The sequence below is a fragment of the Streptococcus sp. 2018WUSS126 genome (assembly GCF_044427425.1).
In the GTDB taxonomy this organism is placed as follows: Bacteria; Bacillota; Bacilli; order Lactobacillales; family Streptococcaceae; genus Streptococcus; species Streptococcus hashimotonensis.
On record NZ_JAOTGB010000012.1, the window covers coordinates 65,633 to 78,516 of the forward strand.

10 protein-coding genes are annotated in these 12,884 nt (G+C 43.8%); 8 read left to right on the forward strand and 2 right to left on the reverse strand.

The annotated features are described in order from the left end of the window. Positions 1 to 15: 15 nt before the first annotated feature. Positions 16 to 2,457 (reverse strand): heme-binding protein SntA, encoded by a 2,442-nt coding sequence (gene sntA, locus ODU34_RS05915; protein WP_398578409.1) that lies wholly within the window; start codon positions 2,455 to 2,457, stop codon positions 16 to 18. Positions 2,458 to 2,713: 256 nt separating this feature from the next. On the opposite strand from sntA, the gene ODU34_RS05920 reads away from it, so the two are divergent. The 3 genes from ODU34_RS05920 to ODU34_RS05930 all read left to right on the forward strand — a co-directional run bounded on the left by ODU34_RS05920 (position 2,714) and on the right by ODU34_RS05930 (position 5,622). Further along, positions 2,714 to 4,915: a bifunctional (p)ppGpp synthetase/guanosine-3',5'-bis(diphosphate) 3'-pyrophosphohydrolase gene (locus tag ODU34_RS05920; RefSeq protein ID WP_105178877.1), complete on the forward strand. Its 2,202-nt coding sequence runs from the start codon at positions 2,714 to 2,716 to the stop codon at positions 4,913 to 4,915. A gap of 1 nt (position 4,916) precedes the next feature. Beyond that, complete coding sequence (dtd, locus tag ODU34_RS05925) at positions 4,917 to 5,360, forward strand: D-aminoacyl-tRNA deacylase (protein ID WP_024403052.1); 444 nt, start codon at positions 4,917 to 4,919, stop codon at positions 5,358 to 5,360. Between the two features lie 76 nt (positions 5,361 to 5,436). After that, positions 5,437 to 5,622: a hypothetical protein gene (locus tag ODU34_RS05930; RefSeq protein ID WP_024403053.1), complete on the forward strand. Its 186-nt coding sequence runs from the start codon at positions 5,437 to 5,439 to the stop codon at positions 5,620 to 5,622. A 417-nt stretch (positions 5,623 to 6,039) separates the two neighbouring features. On the opposite strand, the gene ODU34_RS05935 is transcribed toward ODU34_RS05930, so the two are convergent. Continuing rightward, positions 6,040 to 6,699 carry a metal-dependent transcriptional regulator gene (locus ODU34_RS05935; RefSeq protein ID WP_002942034.1) on the reverse strand — a complete coding sequence of 220 codons (660 nt, stop codon included), beginning with the start codon at positions 6,697 to 6,699 and terminating at the stop codon, positions 6,040 to 6,042. 125 nt (positions 6,700 to 6,824) lie between these two features. On the opposite strand from ODU34_RS05935, the gene ODU34_RS05940 reads away from it, so the two are divergent. The 5 genes from ODU34_RS05940 (at position 6,825) to ODU34_RS05960 (ending at position 12,693) form a co-directional block, all read left to right on the forward strand. Further along, positions 6,825 to 7,748, forward strand: a complete 924-nt coding sequence (locus ODU34_RS05940; protein WP_044683026.1) for a metal ABC transporter solute-binding protein, Zn/Mn family — start codon at positions 6,825 to 6,827, stop codon at positions 7,746 to 7,748. 541 nt (positions 7,749 to 8,289) lie between these two features. Then, positions 8,290 to 9,060: a metal ABC transporter ATP-binding protein gene (locus ODU34_RS05945; protein WP_009910969.1), complete on the forward strand. Its 771-nt coding sequence runs from the start codon at positions 8,290 to 8,292 to the stop codon at positions 9,058 to 9,060. Next, positions 9,053 to 9,913, forward strand: a complete 861-nt coding sequence (locus ODU34_RS05950; RefSeq protein ID WP_105178876.1) for a metal ABC transporter permease — start codon at positions 9,053 to 9,055, stop codon at positions 9,911 to 9,913. Before ODU34_RS05945 ends, ODU34_RS05950 begins: the two co-directional genes overlap by 8 nt. Continuing rightward, the gene (locus ODU34_RS05955) at positions 9,906 to 10,745 is read left to right on the forward strand and encodes a metal ABC transporter permease (protein WP_105178875.1); all 840 of its coding nucleotides are present in this window, start codon (positions 9,906 to 9,908) and stop codon (positions 10,743 to 10,745) included. The genes ODU34_RS05950 and ODU34_RS05955 overlap by 8 nt, the downstream gene beginning before the upstream one ends. Before the next feature lie 55 nt (positions 10,746 to 10,800). After that, positions 10,801 to 12,693, forward strand: a complete 1,893-nt coding sequence (locus ODU34_RS05960; protein WP_105178874.1) for a M13 family metallopeptidase — start codon at positions 10,801 to 10,803, stop codon at positions 12,691 to 12,693. Positions 12,694 to 12,884: the final 191 nt, after the last annotated feature.

Below are 12,884 nucleotides of genomic sequence, written 5' to 3' on the forward strand. Positions count from 1 at the left end.
TCAGTCTCGTCTATTTTAATGTTCTTTTTTCTTAGTCCATGCGCCGACAAAACCAATCAAAGTGAGGCCAAGCAGACTAAGCATAGAGGTAGCTTCTCCTGTTGCAGGGAGTGTCTTGGTGCTCGCTTGTGAATGTGGACTAGCCAATTTATGTTGTGGAGCAGGAGCTGGTGGATTTACCGCTGGAAGAGTAATTCGTTGACCAGATTCGAGTACAATATCTTGACCTGTATTACCTTGATCTGACTGCTGTTCATCTGGAGTCACTACTTTAGGTTCAGTATAGACGAATTTGAACTCACCGAACCCTTCGCTGGCAGTTGAAGCCTGTAGGTAGATAATACCTTCTTGGTCAGCAACTAGAGCTTTCGCACGATCTGCTGTCAAGAAGCGGAGGTCGAGTCCCTTGATGCTATCTGTAAAGGTCCAGTTATTGTCTGCTGTAGGGTTGATAACTTTCTCAGCGATAATATAATTGATGATGGCTTGGCGGTTTTCCAGGTTCAATAAGCGGTTGATAGAAGCTTCGCGAACCCCAGGGAAAGTACCGTTTGCACGGTAGTTGTTGGTCACAACGATGAATTCTTGATCAGCTGTCACATCTCGTCCATTGTATTGCAGATTCCGAACTCTGCTGGCAGTTTCGTTGACTACCTTACCATCACGATCGTATTTATTTGGTTGCGTAATATCGTACTGATAGGTTACTCCATCAATAACGTCAAAATTGTAAGTGCGGAAATCTGTGTTGACTAGATTTTGTGGCTCTGTTGAGCTAGGGTCAACTTGCTTGAATTGACCTGCGGACATTTCCAACCATTCTTTGAGTTGGGCACCGTTGACTTTCAAGATGGCTACAACGTTGTCGTAGAGGTAAAGGTCTGCTACGTTCTTGATGGCGATTGGGCCAGCAGGAATGTCTGTATAGGCTGAAGCATCGCCTCGAGTACCAGCCTTAAATGGTGCAGCCGCAGATAGGATTGGTAGATTAGCTTCTGGAGTCCCCACCAACTGTTGTTTTGCATACCAAATCTGTGCATTGTTAACAATCTGTACAGAAGGATCATCTTGAACAAGGGCAAAGAAGCTGTTGATTGGAGCAGTTGTTTCACCGACTTGTTGACGAACATATTTGATGGTTTCGTTATGGGCTTCTTTAGCAAGGTCGATGATGCGACCATCTGCTACAGATGATTTTGTATCGATTTTACGAATAGCCGCTTTGCTAGAAGTAGCTGTCCATTTGCCATCTTTAAAGACTAGATTAAGGTCAATCACACCGAGGTGATCACCGTATTTTCCAGCCATGGTGACAGGAGTGCCGTTGATTTTACCATTTGTATCATCCACGCCAGAGTATTTAGCGTAGAAGTTTGGTTTTTCGGCAGTTCCTGGGAATTCTGCGTGGGAGTGACCTGTGATAACCGCATCAACTCCTTTTAGGCTGGCGATTTGGTAACCGACATTTTCCTCGCCGACTTCATATTGGTCATCGCCGATACCTGAGTGGGAAAGGACCAGAACGATGTCTGCTCCATTTTCTCGCATGGTTGGGATAATATCGCGAACGGCTTCAACTGCATCACGGACAATCACTTTTCCTTCTAGATAAGCTTTGTCCCAGTTGAGAATTTGAGGGGGAACAATCCCTGTAACACCGACATTTAGTGTAACCTTTTTACCCTCGGTGTCTGTGAACGTCTTTTTCACAATGGTATAAGGGGTGTAGAGAAAGTCTTTCGTAGTCGGATCGAGGACATTGGCATTGACTAGAGGCATGTTGGCTGTACGAATTACTTTTTCGAGGTAGGCAAGACCGTAGTTAAATTCGTGGTTGCCAAGTGTGCCGACATCAAATCCCAAAGTCTCTAAGGCGGCGTACATAGGATGTTGTTCGCCTTCTTCAATAGGATCAACGATAGACTTGTAATTTCCAAGAGGAGTACCTTGAATAGTGTCTCCATTATCTACCAATACAACATTTGGATTTTCTTTTTTTGCCTCTTCGATAAGAACAGCTGTTTTTGCCAGACCAAGCGTTTCCACTGGTTTATCTTGGTAATAGTCATAGTTGACCAAGTTTGTATGGAGGTCAGTTGTTGCGAGAATGCGAACATCAACAGTTTGTCCTTCAACAGGCTGACTAGTTTCAGTTGCAGCAGGAGTGACCGTGCGTGCCTCTGAAGCAGTTGCGGCAGTTGTCTCGCTCGTAGGATCACTGGTTTCAGCTGTCTCAGAAGAGCTTGGATTTTCAGCTTCGGTAGTGGCTGGAGCAGGAGATTCTGTACTATCAGCTTTCTCTGTGGTGTCAGTTTCAACTGGTACAGCCTGCCTTGCTTCTGTTGAAGAAGCTGGAGTTGTGTTGAGAAGCTCTTCGGCTTGAGCTAATTTTGGATTGCTTGCAGCTAAGAGAGCTAGTGTGAGTGCTACGGCACACTTACTGAAACGAAAATTCATAAGAATCCTCCATTTTCTTTTTTATAATAATCTTCTACAATCATTATACAGCTAAGAAATATAAAATTCAAGACTAATTCTGAACGTTTTATTGAAAAATAAGTGAAAATAGTAAGAAAAACAATGAAAAAAGGAACGTTCGTTGAATCTGAGTCTGGGTTAGATTGTTTGTAATTAGTAGTCTTATGTTAGATTCCTTTTTCTTTTTTCGTGAAAATGGTAGAATAGTAGGAAATATAAGAGGAAGAGTAGAGATATGAAAGAAATTAACTACACTGGGGAGGAAGTGGTTGCCTTGACAGCCACCTATTTACCGGAAGAAGATGTTATATTTGTCAAGAAAGCTTTAGATTTTGCGACAGAGGCACACAAGTCCCAATTTCGTAAATCGGGCGAGCCCTATATTGTACACCCGATCCAGGTAGCAGGTATTTTAGCAGGACTCAAGCTGGATGCTGTGACGGTTGCCTGTGGTTTCTTACATGATGTGGTTGAAGATACGGATGTAACCTTGGATGATATGGAGGCTGAATTTGGTCCAGAGGTTCGCCATATTGTCGGCGGTGTTACCAAACTGGGTAAGGTTGAGTATAAGTCTCATGAGGAGCAGTTGGCTGAAAACCACCGAAATATGCTGATTGCTATGTCTCAAGATATGCGGGTAATTCTGGTCAAATTAGCCGACCGTTTGCACAACATGCGGACTCTTAAGCACTTACGCAAGGACAAGCAGGAACGTATTTCACGTGAAACAATGGAAATCTATGCACCGCTTGCCCACCGTCTAGGTATTTCTTCTATCAAGTGGGAATTGGAAGACATGTCTTTCCGCTATCTCAATGAGATTGAATTCTACAAGATTACGCGCATGATGAATGAGAAGCGCCGTGAACGGGAAGAGTTGGTCAATGAAGTTGTTGATAAGCTAAGAGAGTATACCGAGGAGCGCCATCTACATGGTCAGATTTACGGTAGACCCAAGCACATTTACTCTATCTATCGCAAAATGCACGATAAGAAAAAGCGGTTTGATCAACTCTATGACTTGATTGCCATTCGTTGTATCATGGATACTCCGAGCGATGTCTATGCTATGTTAGGGTATATTCATGAATTGTGGAAACCTATGCCAGGTCGCTTCAAGGACTACATTGCCAACCAAAAAGCTAACGGCTACCAGTCTATTCATACCACGGTTTACGGACCGAGAGGTCCAATCGAGTTCCAAATTCGGACCATGGAAATGCATCAGGTGGCGGAATACGGGGTGGCAGCTCACTGGGCTTACAAGCGTGGTGGCAAGGCAACTGCCAGTGAAAAAGAGTTGCGCTGGATTAACAACCTGATTGAACTCCAAGAAGGAGCTGGGGATGCGCAAACCTTTGTAAATTCTGTCAAGGACGATATTTTTACAGAGCGTATTTACGTTTTCACGCCAGATGGTGCGGTGCGTGAATTGCCTAAGGACTCCGTACCGATTGACTTCGCCTATGAAATTCATACCAAGGTCGGCGAGCGGGCGACAGGTGCCAAGGTCAACGGCCGTATGGTGCCTCTGACGACCAAGCTTAAGACAGGCGATCAGGTGGAAATCATCACCTCAGCCAACTCTTTCGGTCCAAGTCGTGACTGGGTCAACTTGGTTAAAACTCACAAGGCTCGCAATAAAATCAAGCAGTTCTTCAAGAATCAGGACAAGGAATTGTCTGTTTCAAAAGGGCGTGAGATGCTTCAGAACCTACTCCAAGAAAATGGTTACGTTCCCAACCAATACCTGGACCGTCGCCACATGGATGAGGTCCTGCAAAAGACCAGCTATAAGACCGACGAATCCCTTTTTGCGGCAGTTGGTTTTGGAGAAGTTTCTGCCATATCAATCTTTAACCGTCTGACAGAAAAAGAGCGTCGCGAAGCTGAGCGGGCTAAGGCCAAAGCTGTCGCGGATGAATTGGTCAACGGTGGCGAAGTCAAACACGACAACAAAGATAGTCTGAAAATCCGTCACGAAGGTGGTGTGGTCATTGAAGGGGCGTCAGGCTTGCTGATACGGATTGCCAAATGTTGTAATCCAGTACCTGGCGATGAAATTGTCGGCTACATCACCAAGGGGCGTGGGGTAGCTGTTCACCGTGTAGACTGTATGAATCTCAAGAGCCAAGAAAACTACGATGTCCGCCTGATTGATGTGGACTGGGAGGATGAGAATTCGACCAAGGAATATATGGCAAACATTGACATCTACGGTCTCAACCGCTCAGGTCTTCTCAACGATGTTCTCAAGGTTTTGACCAATGCCAGCAAGAACATTTCTTCGGTCAATGCCCAGCCAACAAAGGATATGAAGTTTGCGACCATCCATGTTTCCTTTGGTATTTCCAACCTGGCAACCTTGACCAGTCTGGTGGACAAGATCAAGTCGGTGCCAGAAGTTTACTCAGTGAAAAGGACCAACGGATAAGATGAAAATTGTATTACAACGTGTATCACAGGCCAGTGTGACCATCGACGGAAGTATCCATGGGCAAATTGAACAAGGGCTCTTGCTCCTAGTCGGTGTGGGACCAGATGACAGCCAGGAAGACCTGGACTATGCTGTTCGAAAAATCGTCAATATGCGGATTTTTTCAGATGAGGCAGGCAAGATGAACAAGTCCGTTCAAGATGTGGCGGGCAAGATTTTATCTATTTCCCAATTTACCCTTTTTGCGGACACCAAAAAAGGCAATCGCCCTGCCTTTACAGGAGCGGCAGCTCCTGCCCTAGCCAGCCAACTCTATGATGCTTTTAACCAAGCCTTGTCAGCCTTTGTGCCTGTTGAAGTGGGTATTTTTGGGGCGGATATGGCGGTTAGCCTGGTCAATGATGGGCCGGTGACCATTGTTTTGGATACGAAAAATAAGTAAAATTTTCGGCAGTGGTATGTACTCTATTTATGTATTTTGATATACTAATGTTAAAAAAATAGGTATGGAGGCTGCTATGAAAAAATTGCTCACAAATCATTTCTTTTATTTGACGACTGCGTTTCTTTTGATTTTAGTGATTTACTTTAGTGGAATAGATAAACGTTGGATTATTTTGGCAAGTTTTCTTTATTTCATTCCATCACAGATTTTGTACCGTCGCCGCCTAAAAGAGCGACTCCAAGAAAACCAGCCCAAGTAGGCTGGTTTTTTCGACAGTATTGGTTATTTGAAAACAATGTGCTATAATAATATTGTCACAAAGTGGTAGTTTATGCTTTGAAGTTAGGATGAGGTGAGCGAGAATATGAGAAAAATTTTTCAAGACCTTAATCAAGAGTATCTGGAAACCAGAAGTTCAGTTGGAGAAGATTGGCTGGAGTGGATTATCCAGAGAAAGATGACCTGGGGCATGCGGTGGGGGTTGGTAGGGATTCTCATGTTTGTCTTGCAGCCTTTAACTTATAACCCTCACTTTCTATTGGGCTGTTTTTATATAGGGTTCCTACTTTGGTTAGTGTATGTATGTGGGCAACTATTTTTTGCAGCCAGATCTATTTTCCGTAATTTGAAAAAGAGGTAACTATTTATTTTAGAAGAAAAAAATCGCTCAGCTTGTTTAAGCTGGGCGATTGCTTTTTTCGATGAATAATTGTTGAGCGATGGCTGTTGGGACGGCGAGCTCTTTGTCCTTGTACTGGATGGTGATGGTTTGGGCAAAGTGGTCGAAGTCTGTGACAGTTAGTAAATCGCCGACAGCTAATTCATGTTGTTCCAAGTACTGAAGGAGTTGATAGAAGTCATGGATACGGACAAGCTGGTAGTTCCCTGTCTCAGTTAGCTGTGATAGCCGTGTCTGGTAGCGTTCGATGAGCGGTTGTCCTGCTTGAGGAATGCTTCCCCCGTGAGGACAAGTTTGAGGCTGTTCCAGTAGCAGGTCTAGGCGATTGATAAAGTGATCTGAAACGGTGTGTTCTAAAATCTCAGCCTCTTCATGTACTTCTTCTGGAGAGTAGCCAAGTTGCTCAACTAAGAATACCTCAATCAAGCGGTGTTTGCGATAGAGGCTGGCTACCATTTCAAGGGCAGTTTGGCTGAGGAGATAACCTGCCTTGGCATCCTTAGAAATGAGCTCTTCGGCTACCATTTTTTTGAGCATTTCGGAAACGGCTGGTGCGGAGAAGGCCATCTTCTCTGCAATGAGTTTATTGGTAATTTTTTGGTCTAATTGACCCAGTTCATAAATACATTTTAGGTAATCTTCTTTGTTTGGTGTCATGAGAACTCGCTTTCTACTGAAACTATTATATCAAAAAATTTAAAAATCAGTTGACAAAATGAATTTTTTAGATTAATCTAATTATAAAGTTAGGTATGCTTAATAAAAATAAAAGGAGAACCTATATGAAGAAAATATTGTTCAGTTTTGCTCTGCTATTGTCCCTAATAGGACTAGGAGCTTGTCGTCCATCGCAGACCACAGAAGGCTCTAGTAAGCCAAGAGTGGCTGTGACTACTTCCTTCCTCAATGACATGGTCTATCAGTTGGCAGGCGATGAGGTGGAACGTGATTTGCTGATTCCAGCAGGAGAAGACCCTCATTTGTACGTAGCCAAATCTAGTGATTTATCAAAATTACAAAAGGCTGACCTTGTTCTCTACCACGGTTTGCACTTTGAAGGTAAAATGGTTGAAGCTTTGGAGAAGACCGGAGTAGCTGTTTCTAAAAACTTTAATGCAAAAGACTTGAATACGATGGATGAGGATGGAGAAGAGATTGTCGATCCGCACTTCTGGTTTTCAATTCCCTTGTACAAGTCAGCTGTAGCTGTAGCTTCAGAGGAACTACAAAAACTCTTACCTGCTAAAGCTGAGATGATTCAGAAAAATACAGAAAAATACCAAGCGCAGCTGGATGATTTGCATGCCTGGGTAGAAAAAGAATTAAGTGTGATTCCAAAAGAAAGTCGCTATTTGGTAACACCGCATGATGCCTTTAATTACTTTGCTGCTAGTTATGACTTCACTCTCTATGCTCCTCAAGGCGTGAGCACCGACTCAGAAGTGGCTAACAGTGACATGATTGAGACAGTTAACCTAATCATCGACCACAATATCAAGGCTATCTTTACAGAGTCTACAACTAATCCAGAACGCATGAAGAAATTGCAAGAGGCAGTAAAAGCCAAAGGCGGTCAGGTTGAAGTTGTTACAGGCGAAGGTAAGGAGTTGTTCTCAGATTCCTTGGCACCAGAAGGCGAGGAAGGGGATACCTTTATCGACATGTACAAACATAATGTTACATTGATGGTTAAATATCTGAAATAGTACAGGTCGAACGGACTTGCTATTCAATGAAGACTAGAGAAATTGCCGAAGGTAGAGTTGATAGGTACCAATATGAGGGACAATCAATTGTTTTGAGCACAAGCAGTATAGGACTCTTTCTATAGGAGGTAGCAACGCTTGGGGGAGGATAGGCGTTAGTAGCAAATCTGAGGTCCTTGACTAGAAATACTGTTTGTAGACCTCGGTGCTGTTGGTTCACAGCTGGACTTTATATATCAGTAGTCTGTGCGTGAATAGGGATTTCAAATGAGTAGTAAAAAGGACTCGGTCTAGGTCGAGTTCTTTCCGTTTTTGGACCATTTTTAACAGAATTATAAACATACAATTGAAAGAAGCATTGGTGCTCTGCGAAAATCAAATTCATGTACTGATGTGTTGAAATGAGCGATGTATAGGGTTTGCCAGCAATTTGTTGGTACGTATCTTAATCTTATCGACTTTCTCAGCTTGGTAGGTTGGTCTGATTTTGATTTTCATTGAGTATGAATGAGGTATATCATTTTTAAAAATAGGAGGAAATATGTCAGCAATCATTGAATTAAAAGATGTCAATTTAGCATATACAGCCAGCCAGACCATGGCTTTAGAAGATGTCAATTTGGTGATTCCCAGAGGGAGTCGGACGGCTATTGTTGGACCGAATGGTGCTGGGAAGTCCAGTCTATTCAAGGTCATTTTGGGGTTGGAAAAACCTGACACAGGGCAGGTTCGCTTGCTTGGTCAGGAGGCAGGTCTAGAGAGATTGATTGCTCAAAAAGTAGCCTATATTCCTCAATCCAGTCAAGTAAACTGGCAATTTCCTGCAACAGTCTTTGAAATTGTTCTGATGGGACGCTTTGCTCATAGTAAGGGAATGTTTAGAAGACCGACTAAGGCTGATAGACAGATTGTTGAGCAGGCTCTAGAGCGGTTAAAAATTGCGGATTTACGCCATCGTCAGATTGATCAGCTTTCAGGTGGGCAGCGTCAGCGGGTATTTTTAGCGAGAGCCCTGGCACAGGAAGCAGAATTGTACCTTATGGATGAGCCTCTGGCAGGGATTGATCAGGCAACAGAAATCATGATCATGGATATGCTCAAGGAGTTCCAATGTGAAGGGAAAACTTCCATTGTCATTCATCATGACTTAACGACGCTGGATGCCTACTTTGATCACCTTGTCTGGCTTCATAAGCATGTGATTGATTCTGGTCCGATGGATGAGACTTTGACAAGTGAGAATTATCAGGCGACCTACGGTATAGGAAATGGGCTGTTTCTAGGAAATGCCAAAGGAGGCAGTCATGTTTGAGGTTTTCAAAGAATATTCTTTCTGGACAGTTGCTTTGGGGACCGTTAGCCTAGCTGTGGCAGCCAGTACTATCGGAAGTATATCTGTTCTTACTAGACAGAGTTTGCTTGGGGATGCTCTTGGGCATGCTTCTTATCCTGGAGTGCTTGTCTCTTTCATGATTTTTCAGTCGCGACATCCTCTCTACTTGCTGTTAGGAGCAGTGTTGTCAGGCTACCTTTCTTATGCACTTGTCCATTGGCTGCGTCGAAAAGGTGGTCACAGTCTAGTCAATGCCCTTTCATTGGTGTCTGCTTCTTTCTTTGGTTTGGGAATGGTCTTGAAAAATGCTATTCAGGGAAATGAAGCCTTTGCAGGGGCTTCCCAAGCTGGATTGCAAACCTATCTATTTGGACAGGCAGCCTTTATTCAGCTGGATGATGTGATACTCATCGGACTCATTTCCCTATTGGCTTTGGTATTGTTTGCTTTCTTTTATCAAGACTATAAGCTGTATCTGTTTGATCAAACTTTTGCAAGGGTTATTGGTGTTCGTGTAAAGTACTTACAGCAGTTGACGATGTTTTTAATGATTTGTCTAATTGCAGTAGGATTAAAGTTAGTCGGGGCTATTTTGATGAGTAGTTTTTTGATTGCGCCAGCTGTCTTTGGCTTAATGCTGGGAAAATCATATCACAAGAGTCTGTTACTGGCAGGAATCGTTGCAATTGGGTCGGCTTTTGTAGGGACCTGGATTAGCTCTAGTGTATCTGGCTTGTCGACCGGACCGACTATTATCGTCTGTCTGACAGGTCTGACCCTGTCTGCATTTGTGTATGTTACCTATGTCAGAAAGGAGAATGGTCGTGTTTGAAGTATTACTCATTTTGATGGTTATTGCTAGTTCTTGTGGCTTGCTCGGCTCGATACTGGTTGTAAAAAATCAATCGATGCTGGCAGATGCGCTATCGCATTCTGTCTTGCTTGGGATTGTTCTGGGATTTTTTATTAGTCACAGTTTGGATTCGCCGTTGCTAATAGTTGGTGCTAGTCTGTTTGGGTTATTATCGGTTCTTGCCATTGACCGTCTGCATAGTCGAAAGATAGCGCATGATGCCGCAACAGGTCTAGTTTTTTCTTTCTTTTTTGCGGTGGCGGTTTTGCTTATTTCTCTTTTTGCTCGCAATGTTCACTTGGATGTGGATCTGGTTTTGCAGGGGGAAGTACTTTTTGCTCCTCTCCATCGTATGGATGTTCTAGCCTGGTCACTCCCTGTTAGTCTGGTCAAGTCGAGTTTGGCTTGGTTGGTTATCGTTCTATTTTTTGCTTGGGCTTACCATCGTTTACAAGTGTACCTATTTGACAGCAACCATGCTCGTTTGTCTGGCTTACGAACAAGGATGTTAGAAATGGTTATTTTGATTCTAGTTTCTTTAACTACTGTTCTGGCCTTTGAAGCGATTGGCTCGATGACTGTTATTGTTTTCTTGGTGGCACCAAGTATGGCTGCCCTACATTGGGTCAAATCCTTTTGGCAATTGCTTATTTTCGGGCAAGGTATCGCTATTCTAACGGTTGTGCTTGGTTTTTTAGTGGCCAATCAACTGGATTTAACCATGTCAGGAACCTGTGCCGTTATCAGCCTTCTTGTGGTTTGCTCGAGTATTATTTTAAAAAATACTTGGTCACGGTCATCTGATAAGTGAAATTGTCAGAATTTTTTGTTATTATAGTCATTAAGAAAGCCAAAGGAGAAAATCAATGACACGTTTACAAGATGATTTTTACGAATACGTCAATGGTGAATGGGCAAAAACAGCCGTGATTCCAGATGACAAGCCAAGAACAGGTGGTTTCTCAGACCTGGCGGACGAGATTGAAAAGCTCATGATTGACACGACCAATGCTTGGTTGGCGGGAGAAAACGTCCCAGAAGATAGCGTTTTGCAAAACTTTGTGGCCTTTCACAAACAAGTAGCCGACTATGCAACCCGTGACCGTTTGGGAGCAGAACCAGCACAAGCCTTAATTGCAGAGTACAAGGCTCTCAACTCTTTCGAAGAATTTACCAGCAAGCTGGCAGAATATGAGTTGGCAGGCAAGCCAAACCTCATGCCTTTTGGTGTGGCACCTGACTTTATGGATGCCCAAACCAATGTTCTGTGGGCTTATGGCATAGCGACCATCTTACCAGATACGACCTACTATGAAGAAGGTCATGAAAAAGGAGCAGAATTACTCAAGACTTGGCGGGAGTGTCAGGAGACTCTCTTGCCTAAATTTGGCTTTAGCGATGAGGAAATTGCAGAGCTCTTGGACAAGGTTTTGGCCTTGGATGCAATTGTTGCTAAGTATGTTCTGTCCAATGAAGAGGGGTCAGAGTATGCCAAACTCTATCATCCTTACCAATGGGAAGACTTTGCAGCCTTGGCACCAAACTTGCCACTGACTGCTTTCTTTGAGGAGATTTTAGGACAGGTGCCAGACAAGATTATCGTGCCTGAGGAGCGTTTCTGGCAGGCAGCCGATGAGATTTACAGTCCTGAAAACTGGGACTTGCTCAAGGCTGGCTTGATTTTTGCGGCGGCTCGTTCTTATACTTCTTTCTTATCGGACGAGATTCGGATTTTGGACGGGGCCTATGCTCGTGCTCTTTCTGGTACGCCACAGGCTCAGAATACGGAAAAGGCAGCCTACAACTTGGCTCAAGGTTTCTTCAGTCAGGCCTTGGGGCTTTGGTATGCAGGGGAGAAATTCTCACCAGAGGCTAAGGCAGATGTGGAAGCCAAGGTTGCCAAGATGATTGAGGTGTACAAGTCTCGTTTGGAAACGGCAGGCTGGTTGGCTCAGGAAACGCGTGACAAGGCCATTGTCAAACTCAATGTTATTAAGCCTTACATTGGTTACCCAGATGCCTTGCCAGAGCGTTATTATAAGAAGATTGTTGACCCAAGCAAGTCCTTGGTGGAAAATGCTGTTGAATTGATTAAGGTGGATATTCGCTATACTTGGAGCAAGTGGAACAAGCCTGTGGATATTAAGGAATGGGGTATGCCAGCCCACATGGTCAACGCCTACTATAACCCACAGAAAAACTTGATTGTCTTCCCGGCGGCGATTTTGCAGGCGCCTTTCTACTCGCTGGAGCAGTCTTCATCAGCTAACTATGGTGGAATCGGTGCGGTTATTGCCCACGAGATTTCCCATGCCTTTGACTCAAACGGTGCTTCCTTTGATGAGCATGGTAGCCTTAATAACTGGTGGACAGAGGAAGACTATGCAGCCTTTGAAGCTCGTACTCAGCAGGTCATTGACCAGTTTGAGGGTCAGGATTCTTACGGTGCCAAAATCAATGGTAAGTTGACCGTGTCAGAAAACATTGCCGACCTTGGTGGGATTGCTGCAGCCTTAGAAGCAGCCAAGTCAGAGGAAGACTTCTCCGCAGAGGAATTCTTCACTAACTTTGCTCGCATCTGGCGAATGAAGGCTCGTCCTGAGTACATGCAGATGTTAGCTAGTGTCGATGTCCATGCACCAGGTCACCTACGCACCAACATCCAGTTGCCAAACTTCGATGAATTCCATGAAACCTTTGGCGTTCAAGAAGGCGACGGCATGTGGCGTGCTAAAGAAGACCGTGTGATTATTTGGTAAAAATGGGAAAACAGCGGTAAATTCTCAAAGTAAGTTCTAGTTCCTGTCCTTCCAGAAGTTACTTTGAGAAAACTGCATAACACCAACAGAATTTAGTCTCAGACTAAGTTCTGTTTTTGCCTAAAGCTGCAGATTCAAGGAATTTTTAGGGTTGAAAATGTTGAAAAAAAGAGTACACTAAAGTTACTGGC

Bases quoted from the DNA above. Each gene is read 5' to 3' on its own strand.
- sntA (WP_398578409.1), bottom strand. From the start codon at position 2,457: ATGAATTTTCGTTTCAGTAAGTGTGCCGTAGCACTCACACTAGCTCTC.
- ODU34_RS05920 (WP_105178877.1), top strand. From the start codon at position 2,714: ATGAAAGAAATTAACTACACTGGGGAGGAAGTGGTTGCCTTGACAGCC.
- dtd (WP_024403052.1), top strand. From the start codon at position 4,917: ATGAAAATTGTATTACAACGTGTATCACAGGCCAGTGTGACCATCGAC.
- ODU34_RS05930 (WP_024403053.1), top strand. From the start codon at position 5,437: ATGAAAAAATTGCTCACAAATCATTTCTTTTATTTGACGACTGCGTTT.
- ODU34_RS05935 (WP_002942034.1), bottom strand. From the start codon at position 6,699: ATGACACCAAACAAAGAAGATTACCTAAAATGTATTTATGAACTGGGT.
- ODU34_RS05940 (WP_044683026.1), top strand. From the start codon at position 6,825: ATGAAGAAAATATTGTTCAGTTTTGCTCTGCTATTGTCCCTAATAGGA.
- ODU34_RS05945 (WP_009910969.1), top strand. From the start codon at position 8,290: ATGTCAGCAATCATTGAATTAAAAGATGTCAATTTAGCATATACAGCC.
- ODU34_RS05950 (WP_105178876.1), top strand. From the start codon at position 9,053: ATGTTTGAGGTTTTCAAAGAATATTCTTTCTGGACAGTTGCTTTGGGG.
- ODU34_RS05960 (WP_105178874.1), top strand. From the start codon at position 10,801: ATGACACGTTTACAAGATGATTTTTACGAATACGTCAATGGTGAATGG.